The organism is Komagataeibacter sp. FNDCR2 (genome assembly GCF_021295395.1).
Taxonomy (GTDB): Bacteria; Pseudomonadota; Alphaproteobacteria; order Acetobacterales; family Acetobacteraceae; genus Komagataeibacter.
The window spans coordinates 1,346,595-1,370,519 of record NZ_JAIWOU010000001.1; the positions used below are offsets into that span (position 1 = coordinate 1,346,595).

The window sequence follows — 23,925 nt, forward strand, 5'->3', positions numbered from 1 at the left end:
ATCGTATAGAGTCCATTCCCGGCGCGCAAGGACGCTAGGCTCAGGACCCATTATTTGAGATAGAAGATGAAGCTTGCTGCGATGTGGATTGCAGACATGAATGTATGAGCACAGCGGTCGTATCTGGTCGCAATACGTCGCCAGTCTTTCAGTTTTGCGAACATATTTTCGATCAGATGGCGCTTTTTATACAGATGCCAGTTGTAAGGCGGTTTTGATTTCCGGTTCTTTTTCGGGGGAATACAGGCAGTGATATTGCGTTCTGCAAGCGATAACCTGATCCGGTTGCTGTCATAGCCTCTGTCCCCGATGACTTCTTCTGTCTCGTCGGAGAGAACTGCCAGAAGCACGTCTGCGCCTCTGAAGTCACTGACCTGTCCCGCAGTCAGATGAAGGCGGACAGGCCGGCCCAGACCATCGCACACGGCATGGAGTTTTGAGTTCAGGCCGCCTTTTGTCCGTCCGATATAGCGGGGAAAAGCCCTTTTTTGAGCAGGGACGCCGATGTCCGGTGCGCTTTGAGATGTGTCGCATCGATCATCAGGCGCTTTGAACGGCCTGCCTGTTCAGTCAGGGCGACGAAGATCCTGTCAAAGACGCCCAGGCGGCTCCACCGGATGAAGCGATTATACAAAGTCTTGTGCGGACCATACGCTTTCGGGGTGTCTTTCCACTGAAGACCGTTGCGGATCACATAAACGATCCCGCTCAGAACACGCCGGTCATCCACGCGTGGGACTCCGTGTGCCAGAGGGAAAAATGGCGCAATCCGCTCCATCTGGCTCTCAGATAGCAAAAATACCTCACTCACAGCCTCACCTCCTTCGGTAAGCCTGTGAATCACAATATCCCACTCAGTTCATTAAATTAATAGGTCCTGAGCCTAGAAATCTACACACGACATCAAACCGACATTTTCCGGGAAAGAGGATTATCCCCTCTCACCATATACACGTGCAGTGCCAGCCCGTCGGACAGACGCGGACATACCGTCCCCGCAGGGCACGGATATTTCCATCTGGTCGTTAAAGAAGATTAAAAATATCTGTGCAACACTGCCTGATTTTGCACGTTTACGCTGGACTGTGGCAGCCGGGCCCTACTGGCTTTCCGCTCCACCGAATTTACAACTCCGTTGTAGCGTTCACACTCTTCCTAAAATTCCCGGATAGAGGAGAACAGAAAATGAGCACGTCTCCCGAAACATCCCGTTCCAGCCCGCCGACCGATCGGTCGGCCACGACCGGAGCAAACGCCTCTCCTCCCCCCAAGGCCGTGCTGCCGCCCGTACGCACGGGTGCGCCACCACGCCCGCACGGAAATGGCGCGTCCCTGGTGTCGCGGCCCGACACTACATCCCCGCAGCAACCACGAAAAAGCCTGTTCCGTAAATAAAACAGCATCCGGACCAGCCTTCGCTGTTCCCGTGCGCCTGTAAGTGGAGCAGAGAATGGACGGGAACACCGCATCATCCCTACAGGCCGGTTACATGTTCCGGACGAAACGACGCTCCTGGGTGGCGCGCCTGCTGGGGCATCCGCCGCAACTGACATGGCTGGAAGATTCCGCGCCGGTTCGAAGCGAGATTTTTGGCATGGAACGGCTCGAAGCCCATGCCCGAAGCCTTGCCAGCGCCCAGACGGTTACATCCCATCCCGGTGGTTACGGACAGCCTCTGTCAAAACGTCTGGCGGAAAACAGCGCCTTCCTGCGCGCGGCCGACATACGGATTGCCGATGCCATTCAGGCCGGGAAACAGTTGACGCCCGCCGCCCAGTGGCTGGCCGACAATTACGCCCTGATCGACATGCAGATACGCGAGACGGATCTGGATCTGCCGCCACGTTATTATGCGCGCCTGCCCAAGCTGGCCAACGGCCCGTTCACCGGGCTGCCACGGGTATTTGGCGTTACATGGGCGCTGGTGGCCCATACGGACAGCAACCTCCAGCCTGACGTGCTGTACAATTACCTGATGGCGTACCAGAGCGTGGTTCCGCTGACCATTGGTGAACTCTGGGCGGTGCCGATCACGTTGCGGATTGTCCTGATCGAGAACCTGCGGCGTGTTGTCGCGGCAATCATGGCCAACAACGCCAGCAGGCGGGACGCCGACAGGCTGGCGGACAGGCTCGATACCTACCGCAAGGAACATGAGGCCGCCATTCCCGCCTTTCTTGCCACGGTGGACCCCACCATTCTCAACAATGCCTTTACCGCGCAGCTTGCCTATCGTTCGCGCGGGCTGGACCCGGAGAAGGATTCCGCCCTTGTCTGGCTTGAACAGCGCCTTGTCGATCGCGGCACCACGATTGATAACGCCGTGCGCGATGACCTGCAGGAACAGGGCATGTTCAACGCCACCATCCGCAACATCATCACCAGCCTGCGGCTGATTGCCGGTTTTGACTGGACGGAAGCATTTGATCGCGTCTGTCTCATCAACGGGGTATTTGCCGGTTACGACAGCTTCACGCAGGCTGATTTTGCCAGCCGCGACCTGTACCACAAGGCCATCGAGGATCTGGCGCGCGGCAGCAACCATAGTGAAATGGCCATAGCCGAACAGGCCGTGGCCATGGCGCGCCGGGCGCAGGACACCACGGGTTCCGATATACGGCATGCCGACCCCGGCTATTACCTGCTTATGGCCGGGCGCAGGATGCTGGAAGCCGAAATCCGCTTCCGCCCCTCATTCTCACGCAAGCTGGGCCGTGGTTTCCGTGCGTACGGGATTACGGCGTACAGCCTGATGGTCACCCTGCTGACCGCGCTTTTCCTCGCCGTGCCCCTGTGGCTGACCTACGGGACGGGCGTGGATGACCTGTGGCTGCTGGCGGTACTGGCCTTCCTGCCGGTTTCGGAAGCCGCGGTCGCCTGCGTCAACCGCCTGGCGCTGGAGGCGGTCCATGCGACGGCGCTGCCGGGACTGGAACTGCTGGACGGTATTCCCACCCGGCTGCGCACCATGGTTGTGGTACCCGCGCTGCTGACCACGGATGAAACGGTCAACGCCCTGCTGGCGCGGCTGGAAGTACACTATCTCGCCACCCGCGATGACTCCGTCCATTTCGCGTTGCTGACCGACTGGACCGATCACACGGAGTCCGAAGGGCCGGACGACCAGCGGCTGCTGGAACGCGCGCTGGCGGGTATGGAAACACTCAACCGCAAATATGCCCCCCTGCCCGGTGGCATGCGCTTCTACCTGCTGCACCGCAGGCGCGTATGGAGCCAGAGCGAGGGGGTCTGGATGGGGTGGGAGCGCAAGCGCGGCAAGCTCCATGAACTCAACCGCCTGTTGCGCGGGGCGACGGATACGACGTTTCTGCCGCCCACCCATGCCCTGCCCGCTCACGTCAGATACGTCATTACACTGGACGCCGATACGCGCCTGCCACTGGAAACCGTGCGCCGCCTGATCGGCAAAATGGCGCACCCCCTCAACGCCCCCACCTTCGACCCGGTATCGGGCCGGGTGCGCGAGGGGTATGGCGTGCTCCAGCCCCGGGTGACGCCCGCCCTGCCCGTTGGGCACCAGAGCACGCTGTTCCAGCGCATCTTCTCCAGCGCCAGCGGGATTGACGCCTATTCCGCCGCCGTGTCCGACCTGTACCAGGACATGTTTGGCGAAGGGTCTTACGCGGGCAAGGGCATATACGATATCGACGCCTTCGAGGCCGCCCTTGCCAACCGCGTGCCTGAATCCACGCTGCTCAGCCACGACCTGTTCGAAGGGATATTCGCCCGCGCCGGACTTGCGACGGATGTGGAGGTGGTGGAGGATTTCCCGACCGACTATCTCGTCGCGGCCCAGAGGCTGCACCGCTGGACACGCGGCGACTGGCAACTGCTGCCATGGATCGTATCGGGTATCCTGCGCCGGAATACATCCGCGCGCACCCGGATTTCGGGCACGGGCCTGTGGAAAATGCTCGATAACCTGCGCCGTACGCTCAGCACGCCGCTTGCGCTGCTGACACTGGTTGCGGGCTGGTTCCTGCCGCTCCACGCCGCCCTTGTGTGGACAGGGTTCATCCTGCTGGCCATCGCCACGCCAGCCTTCCTGCCCATCGTGCCCGACATCGTCCCGCGCCGTGAATGGATCACGCTGCGCAGTTACCTCAGCGTCATTGGCGCCGCCAGCGCCGAGGCGGCAATTACCACATTCCTCAACATCACCTTTCTGGCGCATCAGGCCTTTCTCATGACCGATGCGATCACGCGCACACTGGTACGCATGTGCATCACCCGCCGCCACATGCTCCAGTGGGTGCCCGCCGCCCAGATCGCGGGGCTGCTGCGTTCGGGTCTTGCGGGGTATTATGGCCGGATGCTGACCGCACCGCTGCTGGCGGGGGGGATTACGCTATGCGTGGCCATGTGGGCGCCGTGGAGCCTGTTTCTGGAAGCGCCGGTGGCCCTGCTGTGGTGCCTGTCACCCGCCGTGGCCATGTGGGCCAGCCGCACGCCGGTTATCGCCGCACGCTCGCGGCCCTCGCGCACCGACATCCGCATCCTGCGCATGACGGCGCGCCGCACATGGCGCTTTTTTGAAACATTCACCACCCAGGCGGACCATATGCTGCCGCCCGATAACTTTCAGGAAGATCCCTCCCCGGTTCTGGCGCGCCGTACGTCACCCACCAATATCGGCCTCTACCTGCTCTGCACCGCCAGCGCGCATGATTTTGGCTGGACCGGCCTGGCCGACACGGTGGCCCGGCTGGAGGCCACCTTCGCCACGTTGGAAAGCATGGCCCGCTACCGGGGCCATTTCTACAACTGGTACGCGACGGACGATCTCAGCCCGCTTGAACCGGTCTATGTTTCCAGCGTGGATAGCGGCAATCTGGCGGGGCACCTGATCGCGCTGGCCAGTACCTGCCAGAAATGGCGCGATAATGTCCCGCAGGCCGACGCATGGCGTGAAGGGATTACGGACGCGCTGAACATCGCCATTACCGACCTGACATTTCACAACGGCGCGCGCCTGACCAATACGGTGGCCGAACGGCAGTTGCTCCGGCTGCTGACGGGACTGAAAAACGCCGTCCTGTCCACCCGGGGCGGATCCGAGGCGCAACTGTCCGGCCTGCACCGGCACGCGGCCATGGCGGCGGAACATGCCGGACAGATGCACCCCACCGCGCCCGATGGCAACAGCGACACCATTACCGACCGGCTGTTCTGGGTATCGGCCCCGCTACGCACGCTGGAAAGCCACCTGCGCGACCTTGATGGCGATCTGTACGGGACCCTGGCCGCCCGCCTCGATACGCTGGCGCGCAAGGCGCGGGCCATGGCGCAGGAAATGGATTTCGGTTTCCTGTGCAATAAATCACGTAAACTGCTGTCCATCGGCTACCTGGTGGCGGAGGATACGCAGGATTCCAACTGTTATGACCTGCTGGCTTCCGAAGCGCGTCTGGCCGTGTTCTTCGCCATAGCCAAGGGGGACATGCCCGCGCATGACTGGTTCCGGCTGGGGCGCTCGATCACACCGGTCAGGAATGGCGCGGCACTCGTTTCATGGTCGGGGTCGATGTTCGAGTATCTCATGCCCTCGCTCGTCATGCGCGCGCCGATGGGCAGCCTGCTGCAACAGACCAACGCCCTGATCGTGCAGCGCCAGATCGCCTATGGGCAGGCACGTGGCATTCCGTGGGGCATTTCGGAATCCGCCTATAATGTGCGTGATCTCGATTATACCTATCAGTATTCCAACTTCGGGGTACCGGGGCTGGGGCTCAAGCGCGGGCTGGGGCTGGATACGGTGGTGGCTCCCTACGCCACCATGCTCGCGGCCATGGTCGACCCGCAAAAGGCGGTGGACAATCTGTACGCACTGGACAAAATCGGCGCGCTTGGCCGCTACGGACTGTACGAATCCCTTGACTACACGCCCGACCGCGTGCCCGACCACGGCACCGTCGCGATCGTGCGGGCCTATATGGCGCATCATCAGGGCATGTCCATCCTGGCCGTGGCGGACGCCATCATGAACGGGATCATGCGCACCCGCTTTCATGATGATCCGGTCATCGCCTCGGCCGAACTGCTGTTGCAGGAGCGCGCGCCCCGCACCGGGGCCGTCGCCCGCCCGCTTCCATCCGAGGATGACATCCAGCCCGTCACCCGCCCCCTGCCCACACCGGCGGGGCGGTATCTGGAACGCGCGGATACGGCGGAACCGATTACGCACCTGCTCTCCAACGGGCGCTATACGGTCATGCTGACGGCGGCGGGTTCAGGCTACAGCCGATGGAACGGGCTGGCGCTCACGCGCTGGCGCGAGGATGCCACATGCGATGAGTACGGATCCTATATCTACCTGAAAAACCGCAGGACGGGACAGGTCTGGTCCGCCGGGGCGCAGCCTGACGGCAACGCGCCCGATGAATATGCCGTCGCCTTTCACGAAGACCGCGCCGAGTTCGGCCGCCGCGACGGTTCGCTGACCACGACGCTGGACGTGCTCGTCTCGGCGGAGGATGACGCCGAAGTCCGCCAGCTTTCCCTGTACAACAGCGGCAGTGACGTGGTGGATGTCGAGATCACGTCCTATGCCGAACTGGCGCTGCTGGCGCAGAATGCCGACCTGGCGCATCCGGCCTTTACCAAGCTGTTCGTCCAGACCGAATATCTGCCCGCCTTTCGCGCCCTGATCGCGACCCGCCGCCGCCGCACCCCCGATGAGGCGGAAATCTGGGTGGCCCATCTGGCGGTGTGCGATGGTGAAGTCGAGATCGAAACCGACCGCGCCTGCTTTATCGGCCGCAGGCAGACCATCCACCGGCCCGCGGCCATAGCGGGCACGACACCCCTTTCGGGCCATACCGGCACCGTGCTGGATCCCGTCTTTTCCATCCGGGTTCCCGCATCCATCCGCCCCGGCGCGAGGGTCCGCGTTGCGTTCTGGACGATGGCCGCCCCCAGCCGCGCGCTGCTGCTGGACATGATCGACAGGCACAAGGACCATACCGCCTTTGAACGCGTGCGCACGCTGGCATGGACACAGGCGCAGGTCCAGTTGCGCCATCTGGACATTCCCGCCGCCACGGCGGATCTGTTCCAGCGTCTGGCGGGGCATATCGTATTTGCCGGGCCTGCCCTGCGCGCGGGGTCCGCCGCCATCGCCAAGGGGGCGGGCGCGCAGCCCCTGTTGTGGGAGCAGAGCATTTCGGGCGACCTGCCCATTCTCGTGCTGCGCATACGCGAGACTTCGGATACCGGCATCGTGCGCCTGCTGCTGCTGGCGCATGAATATTTCCGGCTCAAGCAACTGGCGGTGGATTTCGTTATCCTGAACGAACATCCCTCGTCCTATCTGCAGGAACTGCAGGTCACGCTCGACCATATGGTGCATGCCGTTCCACGCGGGGCCGGCAATGCGGGTTCCGTACGCGTGCTGCGCGCCGACCTGCTGACCCCGGTCGTGCGTAATCTGATCGTATCCATTGCCCGTGTCGTTCTGGTGGCCGATCACGGGCTGGCGGAGCAGCTTGACCATGCGCAGGTACCCGTGACGCGAACCTTTCTGCCTGTCCTGGGTCCGACCCATGTGGCCGCTTCGGCCTTTTCCGTGCCGCCGGTGCCGGAACTCGAATTCTTCAATGGCCATGGGGGCTTTGCCGAAAAGGGGCAGGAATATGTGGTTGTCCTCGGCCCGGGGCAGAATACGCCCGCGCCGTGGATCAATGTCATCACCAACGCGACATTCGGTTTTCAGGTCTCGGCGGAAGGCAGCGGCTATACATGGTCCGTCAACAGCCGTGAACACCAGATCACGCCATGGTCGAATGATCCGATCAGTGACCATGCCGGCGAGATCTTCTATTTCCACGATGAAACCACCGGCGCCCTGTGGTGTCCCACCGCGGCGGTACGCCGCGACCGCGCCGCGACCTACGTGGCGCGCCATGGCCGGGGGTATTCGCGGCTGGACCGCATAGCCCACGGAATCGCCAGCAGCCTGCTCCAGTACGTGCCTGTGACGGATCCGGTCAAGATAACCCGTATCCAGCTTCACAACCTGTCCGACCAGCCCCGCACATTGTCCATTACCGCCTATGTGGAATGGGTGCTGGGGTCGGCGCGGAGTACGGCCGCCCCCTTCGTTTTCACCGAAATGGACACCGAAACCGGCGCGCTCTTCGCCCGTAACCGATGGAATACCGAATATGGCAACCGGGTCGCATTCGCGGATATCGGCGGGTATCTCACCGCCTGTTCCGGTGACCGCGCAGCCTTTATCGGCCGTAACGGCACGGCGGACCATCCGCTGGCCTTCACCCACGCCAATGGCGTGCAGGGCCGGACGGGGGCCGGTCTGGATCCGTGCGGGGTGGTGCAGACGATCGTGACCCTGCCACCGGGGGGAAAGGCTGAGATCACGTTCCTGCTGGGTGAAGGCGAAGGCGAGGACGAAGCCCGCAACCTTGTCACCCGCTACCGTACGGCCAATCTGGATCAGGTGCTTGAAGCGGTCCGGCAGCACTGGGATCGCGTGACCGGGACCATACAGGTCCGGACCCCGGACCGGAGCATGGATATCATGCTCAATGGCTGGCTGCTTTATCAGGCGCTGGCCAGCCGCGTGCAGGCGCGGGCCGGTTTCTATCAGGCCAGCGGGGCCTATGGCTTCCGGGACCAGTTGCAAGATGGCATGGCGCTGGCCCTGTCCTGCCCGGAGCTTGTGCGCGGGCACCTGCTGCGCGCGGCGTCGCGGCAGTTCGTGGAAGGGGATGTGCAGCACTGGTGGCTTCCCCAGACCGGGGCGGGGGTGCGCACCCATATTTCCGATGACTGCGCGTGGCTTGCCTATACGGTGGCGCATTACGTCGCCACATCGGGCGATACGGGCGTGCTGGACGAACGTATCGACTTCCTGCAGGCCCCGCCCCTGCCCATGAGCGAGCATGACCGTTTCATGATTCCCGCCACCGCCCCCGAGAGCGGGTCGCTGTTCGAGCACTGCGCCCGCGCGCTGGATCACAGCATGGCCTCGGGCGTGCATGGCCTGCCGCTCATGGGTACGGGCGACTGGAATGACGGCATGAACCATGTGGGCGCGGAAGGCAGGGGGGAGAGTGTATGGCTTGGCTGGTTCCTGCACACCACGCTCACGACCTTCATTCCCCTGGCCCGCGCGCGCGGCGATCACACCCGCGCGGAGCGGTGGGAGGCCCATGCGCGTGCCCTTGCCATGGCGCTGGAAGAAACATGGGATGGGGACTGGTACCTGCGCGCCTATTTCGATGATGGCACGCCACTGGGTTCGCATACGGCCGCGGAGTGCCAGATTGACGCCATTTCCCAGTCATGGGCGGTACTGTCGGGCGTGGCGTCGCTGGAACGGGCGGAACATGCCATGCGCTCCGTCATGACCCGGCTCGTGCGCCCGCATGACGGGCTGGTCCTTGTCCTGACCCCCCCATTCGACACCATGGAGCCTGATCCGGGCTATATTCGCGGCTATCCGCCCGGCATACGTGAAAATGGTGGCCAGTACACCCATGCCGCCCTATGGACGGTCATGGCCATGGCCGCACTGGGTGAAGGGGACCGGGCGCACGCCCTGTTCCACATGCTCAACCCCATCAACCATGCCCGCGACCCCGATGACGTGGCCCGTTACCGGCTGGAACCCTATGTGGTCGCGGCGGATGTCTATTCCTGCCCGCCCCATGTGGGGCGTGGGGGATGGTCATGGTACACCGGGTCGGCTGGGTGGATGCAGCGTGTCGGGGTGGAGACCATACTGGGTATCCGTATCCACGGGACACAGTTGCTGATCGACCCGTGCATACCGCGTGACTGGCCGGAATTCACGCTGACCGTTCGCTGGCGTACCGCAACCTACGGTATTACCGTACGGAACCCGAACCAGGCCTGCCGTGGCATAAGCCATGTCAGCGTGGATGGTGCTTCCATCACCCCCACCACGATCCTTGACATGGTGGATGATGGCGCTCGCCACGAAATAACCGTCACGCTGGGCTGACCACCCCAGCCTTGCTGGCATGAAGGGGCAAAGGCCCGGCCCATCCATGAAAATTCACGCGCAGAAAACAAAAAACTCTTTCCCCCATGCTCCGTTAACTGCTGCGTGCTGAAAACAGGCCCATTCTCGTGACCTCTTCTATACCAGGGAGAAAGACGATGACTTGCCGCACATATGTTCATATCGAGGCCTATCCCCTTCCCCCGGCCTTTGCCGGAAATCCCGATATCGGGCAGGAGCATCGGGAAAGTGGAATAGGAAAACCCCGCAAGGGAGAGGACGAGCCGGACTCCACCCTCGATAACGACGAAAAAATCGAGACGACCAGCCATAAAGGCACCGAACAGAACCCTGAAACCTGTAACGGCCACCCGCCGCCGGGCAGGCAGGACTGACACGGGCGGTCGGCGCGCCGATGTCGCGGTACTTCGCGTTTTTGTGGCCCCGTACCCCTTCGCACCCCCTATAGAACGCATGCAACCTTCAGACTTTCCGGAACTTTAGTTCTGGAAGGAAGGGAGACAGAAACATGGTAAAAACACTTCATTCAACCCTGCTGGCGGCCGTCATGTTCGGTGTTCCGGCAATGGCCATGGCACAGACCGGCCCGATGGACGAACCGGCCCCCACGGCGAATTCGGCGGCGTCGGAAGTGGGTAAAAACCCGCCCTCCGCCACATCGCGCAGCGGCAAGCGGGTGGAACCGTCCGACAAGCTGTGGAACAACCCCCGCACCGTGAGCGAACAGCCCGGCACGCAGCCGCCGCCCAATGACACTTCCATGCATCACCATGAACATGGCAGTGAGGGACGCAGTTCGCGCGGTGGCGACAAGACCCCCTCCCCCGCCGACAGGGGCGATTGACACGTCACGGCGGCAATACGCCGCAATAACCCCGCCGGGAAACCGACATTCCATACAAGGCACCCCGACCATGCAGGACAACGCCAAGCCCGGGAAGGACAAGCCACCCACGCCTGAGGAAAAGCAGGCGGATGAAGGGCGCGACGAGGCTCTGGACGAAAGCTTCCCCGCCAGTGACCCCCCATCACAGGGGCGGACCACCGGACCGAACAAATGAACCGCGCGACCGAAAGGTTCATGCGCACACCCCCACCACAAGCTTCAGGATGGCGATGCCCCGCAGGACGGGTGCGCGCCATCCTGTTCTGATGAACACGGATGCAAAGGCAATACGGTGTCGGGGCGCACTCAGTCGTCGCTCACCTTCTGCTTTTTGCGTTCCGCATCCACGCTCATGCGCTGGAACGCACCCAGGGCCAGCACGATCAGGGTCGCGACCACCAGCAGGCTGGCGGGATAGAGAATATCGGAGGGTTCGCCGGTATTGGTCTCGAACACCCCGACCAGCCCCTCGATGAAAACCGCAATGATAATGGTGGTGATGAATTTGGTGAGGCTTGCACGCGCCTCGCCAAGGCTTTTCTTGCCGCTGGTCTGGATGACCTCCTCCTCTACAAAATATTTCGCCACGTCGAATACCGCGACCGCGATCACCACGTAGCTGATCGCCTGAAGGAGCGCGTTGCGCCCCGCATGCGCCGAATGGGCAAAGGCCGCGATCAGATCCATCATCCCGAATACCAGAAGCATGAGCGCAAGCAGCATGAGCATGACGCTGGCCGCCGCGAAAGCAAGACGTGACAGGTACTGCATTCTTGTCGCTCCCCATTTCCATGCGAACCATATTATGTACAGGCCGATACCCACCCCGGACATTTTATCGCCACAGGTGGCGCAAAGAGGAATAGATGGTCCCCTTTTTTACAAGACCATGTGGGCAGGACGTTATTTTTGGACCATATGGAAGAATATACTGTTAACCGTTTATCGCAATGCAACAAATCTATATTTATTATATTATGAATTCGATACATATTTCATGAAATCCATAATATTTATTTTTTATTTTCTCCAAAAACCGGAAACCTCACCCCCGATGCTCCGTTGAACCCTGCGCAACGTGCATTACCGGGATCGCTTCCCCATCACAGCTTCACAGGCGGATGGGGAATAACAAGGATCCCCTGTAGCCGCTGCAATCCAGAAAGGTGAACGATCATGGTTTATCGTATCTACCCGCACGAAGGTGCCAGCATTCCCGCAACCGCGCCTGCCGATACACGCGGCAGCGGCAGCCATGGCGGCCACGGCAGCCATAGCGGTGGCGCCGAACATAACCCGGGCAACTTTGCCCAGGATCCCGAAAGGGCGGCCGAAGCAGGACGCAAGGGCGGCCAGCAAAGCGGCGGCAATTTCGCCAAGGATCCGCAGCGGGCATCCGAAGCTGGTCACAAGGGTGGGCAGCACAGCTCGGGCAACTTTGCCCAGGACCCGCAGCGCGCCGCCGAAGCGGGGCGCAAGGGGGGACAGCACAGCCACGATCATGACCACGACAAGGGCTGACTTCCGGTGGGCGGAACCTGCAAAGGTTCCGCCCTACCGCAATGCAGGACAATTGAAAAAAGAAAACTGCTTTACGCAGGCATTCCGCCGGATACCATGAATAAAATTTGCATAGGAAATGAAAATATAATTCCGGGCACCCCTGTAGCGGATTATGTATTCGTGCATGTTTTTATGGTGTCCAGCTTCCTGTTAATGCAACCATCACGCATGGGGAGTAATAACAAATGAATAAAAGCATAATTGCAATACTGGGGCTGGCAGCCTGCATGTCCGTACCCGCCATGGCGCAGTCGATCCCGGAAAAGAGTGGCATCAACTCCCTTATGGGTGTTGCGTCCCGCACGGCTGATTTTATCAAGATCGCCACGATCAGCGATATGTTTGAAATCCAGTCCAGTGAAATCGCGCAGCAGAACCATGACCCGGCGCTAACCGCGTTCGCGGCGCGGATGATCGAGGATCACAAGAAAACCTCCGCATCGCTCAAGGATATCGTCCAGAGCAACAACCTGCAGGCGGACCAGCCCACCAACCTCGATACAAACCATCAGGACATGCTGGATAAACTCAAAACGCTGCATGGGCATGATTTTAGCCTGCAATACCGCTCGGACCAGATTTCAGGCCATGAAGACGCCGTATCCCTGTTCCGCCGTTACGCCGAAGGGGGCGACAACGCGGCATTGAAAAGCTGGGCCGCCCATACCCTTCCCACACTTGAAAACCATCTGAAAATGGCGCGTTCGCTGCCACAGTAAGAGGGTGCTTCAAAAGTTCCGGACCCGGGCATACGCAGCCCCCGGCCACGACCGACGTGTGTTTTGAAGCACCGAAGCAAAGCGCCCCGGCGGGCGTAACGGGGTGGAAAAACGCACGTCGGATCGCCACACGGGCAGGCTTTTGAAACAGTCTCCGATCCGTCCTTCATGGTGCATGGCGCCCGGACATGGCCATCATGTCCGCAGCACGGACGCCGCGACCGGCTGCGGCCAGACATCATCACGTGCGATACGCCCGGCCGATATGTCGAGCGCGCAGTTCATGACAATAGGCGCCGCACCCTCCGGTATCACCGTTTCAAAACGCAGGCCCTGCGTGCCGGTACCTGTCATGAAATCATATGTGCCAAGCTTCCCGCGCGTCTGGCGCAACCATGCCATGGCGCCCCCACGGTCGGGCAGGAGGCGAATGTCGGATGGGCGTATGAGAACATCTGCCCCGCCATCGGGCACGGGGGTGGCAAAGGCGTGAATATCCGGCAGATCGGCAATGAACAGCCCGTGTTCGACCCGGCCGGGAATGCGGATTACATCCCCCGTGAATTCCATGACAAAGGGACTGGCCGGTTTTTCCTCCAGTTGCTGCACCGTGCCGGCCTGCACAATGCGCCCGTGGCGCATCAGCGCGATCGTATCCGCCAGTTCGGTCGCTTCCTGGCGGTCATGGGTCACAAGGATGGTGGTCAGCCCGAGACGTTCATGCAGGTCGCGCAGCCAGCCCCTGATCTGCCTGCGCACAAGCGGGTCAAGCGCGCCAAAGGGTTCATCCAGCAGCAGCACGCGCGGCCCTGTTGCCAGGGCGCGCGCCAGTGCGACACGCTGGCGCTGCCCGCCGGAAAGCTGGTGCGGGTAGCGCCCGCCCACCCCCGGAAGCTGCATGAGTTCCAGAAGTTCTTCAACCCGGCTGGAAATTTCCGCCCTGCCCGGCCGGGTGCGCCGTGGCCGGATGGACAGGCCGAAACCGATATTGTCCGCCACATTCATATGCGCGAACAGCGCATAATGCTGGAACACGAACCCGATGTTACGCACCCGCGCCTCCATCTGGTCCACGCGCGCGCCATCAATGGCTACCTGCCCGCCCTGATGCGCGTCCAGCCCCGCGATGATACGCAGCAGTGATGTCTTGCCCGCACCCGATGGGCCAACCAGCGCGGTAAAGCTGCCATCCGCCACCGTAAGGGAGACATCATCGACAATAGGCCGCCCGTTCTGCGGGCTGACACGGGTGATATGGTCCAGTTTCACGCTCATGCGACCGTTTCCATTCCGCCATGACGGCGTTCGACAATATTGCGGGCAATCACGACTGTAATGGCCATAAGGGCCAGAAGCGCGGCCATCGTGAACGCGGCGACCGTCTGGTAGCCATTATACAGGGTCTCGATATGCAGCGGCATGGTTTCCGTCAGGCCGGGAATATGACCCGATACAACCGAAACGGCGCCGAATTCACCCATCGCGCGCGCGGTGGTCAGCAACACCCCCGATACAAGCGCCATCCGCGCGCCGGGCAGTGTCACATGCCACAGGACCTGCCACAGCCCCGCACCCAGCATGACCGCCGCTTCCTCGGCTTCGCGCCCGTTATGGGCCAGCATCGGCATAAGGGTGCGCGTGACATAGGGAAAGGTGACGAACAGCGTGGCCAGCACCATACCCGGCGGCGCGAACATGATGGGATAACCCCACTGCTCCAATATTTTACCCCACCATCCCTGTGTCCCGAAAACCAGCAGCCAGATCAGGCCACTCACGACAGGCGAGACGCTGAGTGGCAGTTCAATCAGTACGATCAGCACCCCCCGGCCGGGAAAGCGGAACTGTGACAGCGTCCATGCCGCCATGATCCCGAACCCCGTATTGATCAGAACGGTCAGCCCCGTCACCATAATGGTAAGCCGTATGGCCGACAGCGCATCCGGGTCGGCAAACGTGGCCAGCGTGGCACCCGGCCCATGGGAAAGCGCCATGACAAAAACCAGCACCGGCGGCGGAATGACCATGATCCCGACAAGCAGGTAAACGGCGCTGGCGAACATGAAGCGTGTCATCGTGGTTTCCCCCTTCATGCCCTGCCGTGCGACAGGTGACGGCGCAGCATGCTGATGACGGCAAGTGAAAGCAGCGAGAGCATGACAAGCGCCAGCCCGATCAGCGTGGCCCCGCGCGTGTCATATTCCTGCAGGCGGATGACAATCAGCAACGGTGCGATTTCGGTATGAAAGGGCTGGTTCCCCGCAATGAAGATGACGGAACCATATTCCCCCATGCCCCGGGCGAAGGCCATGCCGAAAGCCGTGACCAACGCCGGATAGAGTGCGGGCAGGATCACACGCCCCACCACCTGCATGCGGCTGGCCCCCAGTACCTCGGCGGCTTCTTCCACATCACGCGGCAGGTTGCGCAGCACGGGCGCGACCGTACGCACCACAAAGGGCAGACCGATAAACATGAGGGCAAGAATGATCCCCGCCCGTGTATAGGCCACGTGCAGCCCCACCCATGCCAGCGGCCCCCCGATCCATCCGTTGGTGGCGTACAGTGTCGCCATGGCGATGCCGACCACGGCGGTTGGCAGGGCGAAGGGCAGTTCGACCAGCATGTCGATCACGCGCCGCCCCGGAATGTCGGACCGCACCAGCGCCCACGCAATCAGCAGCCCCGGCGCGAGATCCCCCAGCGCGGCGATCAGGGCCGAGCAGAAACTGACACGCAGGGCGGCCAGTATCCGCCCGTCATGCACCGCATTGACAATGGCGCGCATCCCTTCATGCACGCCCTCGCTCCATGGACGGGCCAGCAGGGCTGTCAGCGGGAGCACGACCATCACGCCAAGCCAGAACAGGGTCAGCCCCAGCCCGGGCGCGAAGCCCGGCAGCGCATCACGCCGTCGGCGCCGGACCAGACGCCCGGACAAGGCACGCAGGGCCGTCATTTTGTATAGATGCTGTCAAAGATGCCGCCATCGGCGAAGTGGTCTTTCTGTACTTTGGTCCACCCCCCGAGACTGGCAATGTCAAATGTATTCACATCCGGGAAGCGATCGCGGTTCTGCGCCAGAATGGCGGGGTCAACCGGACGGAAGTAGTGGCGTGCGCCGATCTCCTGCCCTGCCGGGCTGAACAGGAATTCCACATAGGCCCGTGCGATCTCCGTCGTGCCATGCGCGCTGGCGTTTCGGTCAACCACCGCGACGGGTGGCTCCGCCAGGATCGTGACAGGCGGCACCACGATATCGAATTTGTCCGGCCCGATCTCACGCGCGGCCAGCAGGGCTTCGTCCTCCCACGCCAGCAGGACGTCCCCCAGCCCGCGCTGGACAAAACTGTTCGTGGCGCCACGCGCGCCCGTATCCAGCACCGGCACATGCCCGAACAGGGATTTGAGGTACGCGCGCGCGCTGTCCGGCGTGCCGCCGGGCTGCCTGAGCGCCCAGCCCCAGGCCGCGAGATAGTTCCAGCGCGCACCGCCCGATGTCTTGGGGTTGGGGGTGATGACCTGCACCCCGTCACGCAGCAGGTCGGGCCAGTCGCGGATGTTTTTGGGGTTCCCCTTGCGCACCAGAAACACGATGGTGCTGGTGAACGGGGTTGAATTATGCGGCAGGCGTTTTTGCCAGTCCAATGACAACAGCCCGTTTTGCGCCAGGATATCAATATCGTAAGCCAGACCAAGGGTTACGATATCCGCGGGCGCGCCCTCCAGCACCGAACGCGCCTGAGCACCCGACCCACCATGGGATGTACGGATCTGGACCGGGCCGCCCCCATGCGCCTGCGCCCATGCGCGGGAAAAATCGCGGTCGATTTCCTGATAGAGTTCGCGCGTCGGGTCATAGGAAACATTCAGCAGCGTGGTGGCCGCCCATGCCCGCATCGGGTGCAGGAACGAGGCGGCCCCGGCTGCGAACGTCAACTTGAATAACTGGCGGCGGGTGGAAGAAAATATTTCAGACATGGAATATCGTCCCTGATTTTGTAAATACTGGCCCCGCATGGGGCAGGATATGGCAGTAAAGGTTCAGAAAGACGCCTGGATACGCCCGACGACAGCATTGCCGTCCCGGCCCAGCACGTTGATGGCCTGGTTCGACCCGCCGGTGGTCCGGCTGATGATGAAGCGTTCATAATCGAGCATGAATCTGACATGCCGGTTGGGATACCAGTTCAGGCCTGCTTCCCATGCCGTCTGCTGGTTCCCGTTAATGCCGGGGCCACCCTGGCCGGGAACGTCATTCAGGTCCGTCACACTCCACCGGCCGGACAGTTCCAGCGCGCCCCAATGGTTATGCGCGGGGTCAAAGTCCTTTTCGACACCCGGCGTCGTGAAGGCAGCGATCTTTGAGTTATATCCACGCGGTTTGCCGAACAGCGTGTAATTGGCCGCTACGTACCAGCCATCAAACCCAAGGGAGGGCAACGGATCCACGCCGGAATGATCGCGCTGGACACCAACATGGTAGTACTGCCCCTTCAGCAGGAAACGCCGCCAGCGAAGCGCCAGTTCCGGCCCCGCGGCCCAGATCTGCGCCACATTGGTCAAGGCCCCGGAGCTTAGCAGCGAAGTCTCACCCAGCGGTACCTCGGTGTTATCGCTGAAGGTGTACTGGCGGCCCTTGGAGTTTTCATTGACCTTGAACGCGGTGGTGGCGCTTCCGCCTACGTAAAGGTCAATGTCCCTGCTGACATACGGACGGCCCGCCACACGCAGCACCCCGCCGGTCTGGCTGTCCGTGATCGTCGTGTCCTTGCTGCGATCCCCGAATTTCTGCCCGGTGAAGTAACCGGCCACAAGCCAGCGATCCTCGTAATGTTCGCCGCCGATGCTGAAGCGCGCCACGCCACCGGCAATGTTACGCACCAGATCCACGATGGTGGGGCGTTCTAGGAATTCGAAAGCCCCCGAACGTTCGGCGCTTTCTTCATCCCCACGCGGCTGGAAGTAACCAACCGTCAGCGTTGTATGCTTCAGCCCCGTATAATTCAGGTTGGCCTCGAACAGCCCGACCGTGCCATCGACGGAACTGGAGCCGAAATCAGGCGTCACGTTCGCGACCCAGTCCTTGTAACGCCAGGTGAAATACAACCGCAGCCTGCGGGCATTTTCCGTCAGGTTGTTGAAATTGCCCTTGGTCTCGCCCGGTTTCGGGCCGCTTCCCATGAAGCCGCCAATATCCTCCTGCGCCAGCAGGCCGACGGAGAAGCTGTAGGCCTGGTCATCGGATGCGATGGTGGGGCGACCGGACGGGAAGCCGATGCGCATACCGCCGATATGCACGCTCTCATCCTTTTCCGACGCCGCCTTGAATTCGGCCCAGGACGGGATCGGCCCCTCGGAAAGGGCGGTGCGTGTTTCGGAATCGGTGCGCGGACCGTGCGGCTGGGATGCGCCTTCAACGTCACCGATAACAGGCAGCGGACCCGTCCACGGGGCAGGCTGCGCGGCTGCGCGGGCAACCTGCTGGCGCCGTGTGGCCAGGGCGGATGTGCGCAGCGCGCCCGGTCCCTCGTCACGCAGGACCCGGGCCCTGAGCTGCTGGATTTCGCCCGTCATCTGGCGTCGCATCTCCAGCATTTCGCGACGCAGGGCGATGATCGACTCATCCTGCGAAGCGGCCATGGCCAGGGAGGGGCAGATGGTCGCGGAAACCACGGCGCTGAATGCCAGAATGCGTCGACTGCCAAATTTCACGACCATTTTTCTTTTTCCCACTTATGGCACGCTCATAAACCACAGCAAATCATGTTTAATTACACATTAACTGCGTGACATCGTGGTTAATTCATCAGAAACCACTCAGTCAATGGGTGGTTCGGTCCTATTTTATCTCCGCGATAAGTTTAATATTCATTTTGCGAAAGTGAGTCGTATGTACCACACCATATTCAACGAGAATTTCGTTATTTTAAAAAAAATCCTATATATTATTAATATTTTCAGATAGTTGTGTGACTATACGCCATTCCGCGCCGCTTGATATGCTGCGGGGCACACCTGATGTGTTCGGACCCGTTTCACGACTGGCGAGCGGGGTATTTCACGTCAAATCGTGATATATTAATTACTACATCACATGCCGTTATTTTAATAACGAATATATATCGTGAAATGCAGGGATATCGGCCAACCGCTTCCACCCGGGCCATGACAGGGATGTTTTCTGCACGGATCGCACGGAAATCCCTCCTCAACCGGGGGATATGCGTGATACGCTGCGCCCGGCATGACGACCCAGATAATGATCGAACTGATCGCTGTCCTGACCGCGGCGCGGGATGACAGCCCGCAGGTCATGACAATTGACCACGGCCGCTCATTGCCGTCCGGGCCGCTTGAAAGCACGCACCGTTCCCTTCAGGCCGGGGTGCGCGCATGGGTGGAACGCCAGACCGGCCACCCGATCGGCCATGTCGAACAGCTCTATACCTTTGCCGATCACGACCGCACGCTGGCCATGGCGCAGGGGCGGATGATCGCCATTTCCTATCTCGCCCTGACCCGAAGCCATGCGGGGGAAACCGGCTGGCGGGACTGGTACGACTATTTCCCATGGGAAAATTACAAGGCGGAGGAAGGCCGGGCCTGTCGCGCCCTGATCGAGCAGCGGCTGCGGCAATGGGTGGCGGGAATGGAGAACACTACCATCCGCGTGCGGCAGTGGCAGCGCTGCACGACGCTGTTCGCCATTGGCAACCTGTCGGCATGGAATGACGAACTGGTGCTTCAGCGTTACGAACTGCTGTATGAAGCCGGGCTGGTGGTGGAAGCCGGTTGCCCCCCCGAACATGCGGTGCCCGGGCAGGCGATGTATCATGACCACCGCCGCATCCTGGCCACCGGCATGGCGCGGCTGCGTGCAAAGATACGTTACCGCCCGGTCGTGTTTGAACTGATGGCGGAAGAATTCACGCTTCTGCAACTACAGCGTATGGTGGAAAGCCTGTCGGGTGTCCATATACACAAGCAGAACTTCCGGCGGCTGATCATGCAGCAGCAACTGATTGAAGAAACAGGCGCGATGGAGGAACGGACCGGCGGCAGGCCCGCCCGGCTGTTCCGTTTCTGTGGGGAAGTCAGGCAGGCGCGACAGATTACGGGCACCAAGGTTCCCCTCGCCCTGCCATAGGCACCGGGTAGCAGACCCCACGAAAATCCTGATTGACAAACAGGCTGTTTCGCTTTGGAAGTGTCGGGTCGGCCCCTGTCAGGCGGCTTATACTCAATATGAGCATAAACCTCTGGCGGGAATGGGAAGGAAGAATGACCATGAACCAGATCGCGTTGCAGGACGGAACGGATGGGCTGTATGACCGGGTGCGTCATCTGGTCCCCGAAATGGAATGGGAGACCTTTGTCGAGGATATCCGGGCGATAGAAGTCCTGAAGCGGGAGCGCAACGCCGTCATCCTGGCGCATAATTACCAGACGCCGGAAATCTTCCATTGCGTGGCCGACATCCGGGGCGACAGCCTTGCCCTCGCCCGTGAAGCACAGGAAACGGAGGCCGATGTCATTGTCATGGCCGGTGTCCATTTCATGGCGGAAACGGCCAAGATGCTCAACCCGCACAGCACGGTCCTGATACCGGACCTGCATGCGGGCTGTTCACTGGCGGATTCCATTACCGCGCGGGATGTCCGCGCACTGCGCGAACAGTATCCGGGCGTGCCGGTGGTCTCCTACGTCAATACCTCGGCGGAGGTGAAGGCCGAGACCGATGTCTGCTGCACATCGGGCAATGCGAAACGGGTGGTGGAAAGTCTGGGCACCGACCGGGTCATCATGATTCCCGACGAATATCTTGCCCGCAATATCGAAGCCGAAACCGGCATCCGGATGATTACGTGGCCCGGTCACTGCGAGGTGCATGAACGCTTCACGCCCGAGGAAATCGCCCGCATGCGCGCCGACCATCCCGGCCTGATCGTCATCGCGCACCCCGAATGCCCGCCGGAAGTCGTCGCCGCGTCCGACTTCAGCGGCTCGACCGCCATGATGGGTGATTTCGTGCGCGCGCATGCCGGCAGCCGCATCCTGCTGGTGACCGAATGTTCCATGAGCGACAATCTCGCGGTGAAATATCCCCAGACTTCCTTCGTGCGCCCGTGCAACCTCTGCCCGCACATGAAACGCATCACGTTGTCCAACATCCGCCAGGCGCTGGAAACCATGACGCATGAAGTCACGCTGGACCCGGAGCTTGCCAGCCGCGGCCGGCGCGCCGTTGAACGCATGCTGGCGATATGACCACCAGCCCCCCCCCGCTAGAACAGCTTGCCGGTCAACCGCTTGTTGTCGGTGCGGGGCTGGCGGGGGTCATGACGGCGCTGTCCACGACGCGCCGCTGCGTCCTGTTCTGTACGGGGCGACTGGAAGATGTGACACCCCCACCCGGCGCGAGCGTACTGGCGCAAGGGGGCATGGCCGCCGCCGTAGGCCCTGATGATTCGCCTGCACTACATGCGGCGGACACGCTCGAAGCCGGGGCCGGACTGTGCGACCGACAGGTTGTTGAGCGCATTACCCGCGAGGGGCCATCCATCATCGCCCGCCTGACGGATCTGGGTGTGGAATGGGACCGGCAGGCTGACGGAAGCCTGCAACCGGGGCTGGAAGCCGCGCATTCACGCCGCCGCATCGTCCATGCGGGGGAAGACGCCACCGGGGCCATGATCATGCGCGCGCTGGTCGCCCGCGTGCGCCAGACCCCGCGCATCACCGTGGTCGAACATGCCTGCGCGCGTGATGTCGTGGTCCAGGATGGCGCGGTGGCGGGCCTGCGGCTGACCATTTCAGGGCAGCTACTGACCCTGCCCAGCACGGCGGTTGTGCTGGCGACGGGCGGGGTGGGCAGCCTGTTCGCCGATACGACCAATCCCGTAGGTGCGACCGGCAGCGGTCTGGCCATTGCCGCCCGCGCGGGGGCCGTTCTGGGCAATATGGAATTCGTGCAGTTCCACCCCACCGCCCTGTCCGCCGGGAAAGAGGGGCAGCGCCTGTGCCTGATCAGCGAGGCCGTGCGTGGCGAAGGCGCCATTCTGGTGGATGAGACCGGTGCCCGTTTTACCCATGAACTGGCCACGCGCGACACCGTATCACGTGCCGTATGGCGGCATATGATGCAGGGGCACAAAATATACCTTGATGCCCGCACGGCGATCGGCGCTGATTTTCCCCGGCATTTCCCGGCCATCTCGGCACTGTGCCAGGCGCATGGGGTCAACCCGGTCACGCAGCCCATACCCATCCGGCCCGCCGCCCATTACCACATGGGCGGCGTGGTGGTGGACATACAGGGGCGCACCAATGTTACGGGCCTGTGGGCGGCGGGGGAAGTCGCCTGTACCGGCCTGCATGGGGCAAACCGGCTGGCCAGCAATTCCCTGCTTGAAGCAGCGGCGTTCGGTTCATGGATAGGGCAGGCGCTTGATGGCTGCGCAATGCCCGCCCCCCCATCCGTCATGCCGGCTTCGGGGGGGGAAACCGTGCAGTCTTCCCCATCACAGCCCTACCGCCGGATCATGAGCCGTCATGCGGGCGTCATCCGCACGGGCGCCAGCCTGCAGGAAGGGTTACGGCAGATGCTGCCTGATATACAGACCGATGCCGGGCTGGTCTGCGCTGCCATCCTGTACGCAGCACTACAACGCCATGAAAGCCGGGGCGCGCACTTCCGCAGCGATTTCCCCACAGCCCCTGCGGCTGGTACATCATCCGGCTTCACCCTGCCGGAACTGCTCGGGGGGATCGCCAGCACGATGGAAACCGGCAGGACGCCCAGCCTTCCAGAACATGAGAGAACACCCACATGATTCATCCCCTGCCCGACATCATGCTTGAACCGCTTGTGCGCGCCGGGCTTCTGGAAGATCTGGGCCGTGCGGGCGATCTGACCACCGATGCCGTCATAGCGGATGCCGATGCGCCTGTACGGGCGGCTTTTATTGCCCGGCAGGACGGCGTTATCGCGGGCCTGGCCATGGCCCGGCTCTCCTTTGCGCTTATGGATCCGCGCATCGTGTTCGAACCCCATGTTACCGATGGGCAGGCCGTCAGCGCCGGAACCTGCCTTGCCACGGTGAAGGGGCCTGCCCGTGGCATCCTGTCCGGGGAGCGGGTCGGGCTGAATTTCCTCTCGCATCTCAGCGGTATCGCCACCGCCACCGCGCAACTGGTTGATCTGGTGCGTCCGTACCGCGCCAATATCACCTGCACGCGCAAGACCATGCCCGGCCTGCGCGCGATCCAGAAATACGCGGTGCGAGCGGGCGGTGGGAACAATCATCGCTTTGGGCTGGATGATGCCATTTTGATAAAAGACAACCATCTGGCTTTTGCTGGCGGCATCCGGCCCGCGGTTGAACGCGCCCGCGCCACAGCGGGTCATCTGGTCCGCATCGAGCTTGAAGTCGATACGCTGGAACAGTTGGCCGAAGGGCTGGACGTGGGTGGGGTCGATGTCTTCCTGCTCGATAACATGCCACCTGACATGCTGCGCGAGGCCGTGCGGCTGGTGGATGGTCGGGCCGTAACCGAGGCATCGGGCGGTATCACACCGGAAACCGTCCTGGCCGTGGCGCGGACCGGCGTTGACCTGATTTCACTCGGCTGGCTTACGCATACCGTGCGGGTTCTGGATATCGGGCTGGATTATCAGTCCTGATACAGACGCAGTAAAGGACAATCCCCGCTTCATGTATGGGCTG

Annotated in this window: 18 protein-coding genes; 11 read left to right on the plus strand and 7 right to left on the minus strand. The window is 61.8% G+C overall.

All coding sequences use genetic code 11. The annotated features are described in order from the left end of the window. Positions 1-50 precede the first annotated feature (50 nt). Positions 51-811, minus strand: a protein-coding gene (locus LDL28_RS06380) for an IS5 family transposase (protein ID WP_233057790.1) whose coding sequence is annotated in 2 segments (ribosomal slippage) — positions 51-478 and positions 478-811 — 762 coding nt in all. Because the reading frame shifts where the segments join, the coding sequence is not laid out codon by codon here. A gap of 374 nt (positions 812-1,185) precedes the next feature. Here LDL28_RS06380 and LDL28_RS06385 point away from each other — a divergent pair. The 5 genes from LDL28_RS06385 (at position 1,186) to LDL28_RS06405 (ending at position 11,088) form a co-directional block, all read left to right on the plus strand. Continuing rightward, a complete protein-coding gene (locus LDL28_RS06385) occupies positions 1,186-1,395 on the plus strand; it encodes a hypothetical protein (protein ID WP_233057791.1) in 210 nt (69 codons plus the stop codon). 55 nt (positions 1,396-1,450) lie between these two features. Beyond that, positions 1,451-10,006 carry a GH36-type glycosyl hydrolase domain-containing protein gene (locus LDL28_RS06390; protein WP_233057792.1) on the plus strand — a complete coding sequence of 2,852 codons (8,556 nt, stop codon included), beginning with the start codon at positions 1,451-1,453 and terminating at the stop codon, positions 10,004-10,006. Between the two features lie 158 nt (positions 10,007-10,164). Further along, the gene (locus LDL28_RS06395) at positions 10,165-10,401 is read left to right on the plus strand and encodes a hypothetical protein (RefSeq protein WP_233057793.1); all 237 of its coding nucleotides are present in this window, start codon (positions 10,165-10,167) and stop codon (positions 10,399-10,401) included. Between the two features lie 134 nt (positions 10,402-10,535). Beyond that, the gene (locus LDL28_RS06400) at positions 10,536-10,871 is read left to right on the plus strand and encodes a hypothetical protein (RefSeq protein WP_233057795.1); all 336 of its coding nucleotides are present in this window, start codon (positions 10,536-10,538) and stop codon (positions 10,869-10,871) included. 70 nt (positions 10,872-10,941) lie between these two features. After that, positions 10,942-11,088 (plus strand): hypothetical protein, encoded by a 147-nt coding sequence (locus tag LDL28_RS06405; protein WP_233057796.1) that lies wholly within the window; start codon positions 10,942-10,944, stop codon positions 11,086-11,088. Between the two features lie 131 nt (positions 11,089-11,219). On the opposite strand, the gene LDL28_RS06410 is transcribed toward LDL28_RS06405, so the two are convergent. Next, positions 11,220-11,684 carry a hypothetical protein gene (locus LDL28_RS06410; RefSeq protein WP_233057798.1) on the minus strand — a complete coding sequence of 155 codons (465 nt, stop codon included), beginning with the start codon at positions 11,682-11,684 and terminating at the stop codon, positions 11,220-11,222. Positions 11,685-12,089: 405 nt separating this feature from the next. On the opposite strand from LDL28_RS06410, the gene LDL28_RS06415 reads away from it, so the two are divergent. Both LDL28_RS06415 and LDL28_RS06420 read left to right on the plus strand, forming a co-directional pair. Then, entirely contained in the window at positions 12,090-12,434 is a 345-nt protein-coding gene (locus LDL28_RS06415) for a general stress protein (protein WP_233057799.1), read from the plus strand. A gap of 227 nt (positions 12,435-12,661) precedes the next feature. Then, a complete protein-coding gene (locus LDL28_RS06420) occupies positions 12,662-13,195 on the plus strand; it encodes a DUF4142 domain-containing protein (protein ID WP_233057801.1) in 534 nt (177 codons plus the stop codon). Positions 13,196-13,390: 195 nt separating this feature from the next. Here LDL28_RS06420 and LDL28_RS06425 read toward each other — a convergent pair whose 3' ends face one another. The 5 genes from LDL28_RS06425 to LDL28_RS06445 form a co-directional block, all read right to left on the minus strand. Continuing rightward, the gene (locus tag LDL28_RS06425) at positions 13,391-14,470 is read right to left on the minus strand and encodes a sulfate/molybdate ABC transporter ATP-binding protein (RefSeq protein WP_233057803.1); all 1,080 of its coding nucleotides are present in this window, start codon (positions 14,468-14,470) and stop codon (positions 13,391-13,393) included. Further along, on the minus strand, positions 14,467-15,270 hold the full coding sequence (locus tag LDL28_RS06430; RefSeq protein ID WP_233057805.1) for a sulfate ABC transporter permease: 804 nt from the start codon (positions 15,268-15,270) through the stop codon (positions 14,467-14,469). The genes LDL28_RS06425 and LDL28_RS06430 overlap by 4 nt, the downstream gene beginning before the upstream one ends. 14 nt (positions 15,271-15,284) lie before the next feature. After that, on the minus strand, positions 15,285-16,154 hold the full coding sequence (gene cysT / locus LDL28_RS06435; protein WP_233057807.1) for a sulfate ABC transporter permease subunit CysT: 870 nt from the start codon (positions 16,152-16,154) through the stop codon (positions 15,285-15,287). Next, positions 16,151-17,176, minus strand: coding sequence for a sulfate ABC transporter substrate-binding protein (locus tag LDL28_RS06440; protein ID WP_233057809.1), 1,026 nt, complete (start codon positions 17,174-17,176; stop codon positions 16,151-16,153). Before LDL28_RS06440 ends, cysT begins: the two co-directional genes overlap by 4 nt. A gap of 63 nt (positions 17,177-17,239) precedes the next feature. Continuing rightward, positions 17,240-18,916, minus strand: a complete 1,677-nt coding sequence (locus tag LDL28_RS06445; RefSeq protein WP_255663102.1) for an OprO/OprP family phosphate-selective porin — start codon at positions 18,914-18,916, stop codon at positions 17,240-17,242. A gap of 526 nt (positions 18,917-19,442) precedes the next feature. Here LDL28_RS06445 and LDL28_RS06450 point away from each other — a divergent pair. The 4 genes from LDL28_RS06450 to nadC all read left to right on the plus strand — a co-directional run bounded on the left by LDL28_RS06450 (position 19,443) and on the right by nadC (position 23,882). After that, complete coding sequence (locus tag LDL28_RS06450) at positions 19,443-20,345, plus strand: NrtR DNA-binding winged helix domain-containing protein (RefSeq protein WP_233057810.1); 903 nt, start codon at positions 19,443-19,445, stop codon at positions 20,343-20,345. 140 nt (positions 20,346-20,485) lie between these two features. Next, positions 20,486-21,466: a quinolinate synthase NadA gene (gene nadA / locus LDL28_RS06455; protein ID WP_233059216.1), complete on the plus strand. Its 981-nt coding sequence runs from the start codon at positions 20,486-20,488 to the stop codon at positions 21,464-21,466. Beyond that, on the plus strand, positions 21,463-23,031 hold the full coding sequence (locus LDL28_RS06460) for an L-aspartate oxidase (RefSeq protein ID WP_233057811.1): 1,569 nt from the start codon (positions 21,463-21,465) through the stop codon (positions 23,029-23,031). The genes nadA and LDL28_RS06460 overlap by 4 nt, the downstream gene beginning before the upstream one ends. Further along, a complete protein-coding gene (nadC, locus tag LDL28_RS06465; protein ID WP_233057812.1) occupies positions 23,028-23,882 on the plus strand; it encodes a carboxylating nicotinate-nucleotide diphosphorylase in 855 nt (284 codons plus the stop codon). Before LDL28_RS06460 ends, nadC begins: the two co-directional genes overlap by 4 nt. The last annotated feature ends 43 nt before the right edge of the window (positions 23,883-23,925 follow it).

Excerpts from the sequence above, each read along its gene's own strand:
- LDL28_RS06440 (WP_233057809.1), bottom strand. The coding sequence starts at position 17,176 with ATGTCTGAAATATTTTCTTCCACCCGCCGCCAGTTATTCAAGTTGACG.
- LDL28_RS06450 (WP_233057810.1), top strand. The coding sequence starts at position 19,443 with ATGACGACCCAGATAATGATCGAACTGATCGCTGTCCTGACCGCGGCG.
- LDL28_RS06425 (WP_233057803.1), bottom strand. The coding sequence starts at position 14,470 with ATGAGCGTGAAACTGGACCATATCACCCGTGTCAGCCCGCAGAACGGG.
- LDL28_RS06460 (WP_233057811.1), top strand. The coding sequence starts at position 21,463 with ATGACCACCAGCCCCCCCCCGCTAGAACAGCTTGCCGGTCAACCGCTT.
- nadA (WP_233059216.1), top strand. The coding sequence starts at position 20,486 with ATGAACCAGATCGCGTTGCAGGACGGAACGGATGGGCTGTATGACCGG.
- LDL28_RS06395 (WP_233057793.1), top strand. The coding sequence starts at position 10,165 with ATGACTTGCCGCACATATGTTCATATCGAGGCCTATCCCCTTCCCCCG.
- LDL28_RS06445 (WP_255663102.1), bottom strand. The coding sequence starts at position 18,916 with ATGGTCGTGAAATTTGGCAGTCGACGCATTCTGGCATTCAGCGCCGTG.
- LDL28_RS06405 (WP_233057796.1), top strand. The coding sequence starts at position 10,942 with ATGCAGGACAACGCCAAGCCCGGGAAGGACAAGCCACCCACGCCTGAG.
- LDL28_RS06410 (WP_233057798.1), bottom strand. The coding sequence starts at position 11,684 with ATGCAGTACCTGTCACGTCTTGCTTTCGCGGCGGCCAGCGTCATGCTC.
- LDL28_RS06390 (WP_233057792.1), top strand. The coding sequence starts at position 1,451 with ATGGACGGGAACACCGCATCATCCCTACAGGCCGGTTACATGTTCCGG.
- LDL28_RS06420 (WP_233057801.1), top strand. The coding sequence starts at position 12,662 with ATGAATAAAAGCATAATTGCAATACTGGGGCTGGCAGCCTGCATGTCC.
- LDL28_RS06400 (WP_233057795.1), top strand. The coding sequence starts at position 10,536 with ATGGTAAAAACACTTCATTCAACCCTGCTGGCGGCCGTCATGTTCGGT.
- cysT (WP_233057807.1), bottom strand. The coding sequence starts at position 16,154 with ATGACGGCCCTGCGTGCCTTGTCCGGGCGTCTGGTCCGGCGCCGACGG.
- LDL28_RS06385 (WP_233057791.1), top strand. The coding sequence starts at position 1,186 with ATGAGCACGTCTCCCGAAACATCCCGTTCCAGCCCGCCGACCGATCGG.
- LDL28_RS06430 (WP_233057805.1), bottom strand. The coding sequence starts at position 15,270 with ATGACACGCTTCATGTTCGCCAGCGCCGTTTACCTGCTTGTCGGGATC.
- LDL28_RS06415 (WP_233057799.1), top strand. The coding sequence starts at position 12,090 with ATGGTTTATCGTATCTACCCGCACGAAGGTGCCAGCATTCCCGCAACC.
- nadC (WP_233057812.1), top strand. The coding sequence starts at position 23,028 with ATGATTCATCCCCTGCCCGACATCATGCTTGAACCGCTTGTGCGCGCC.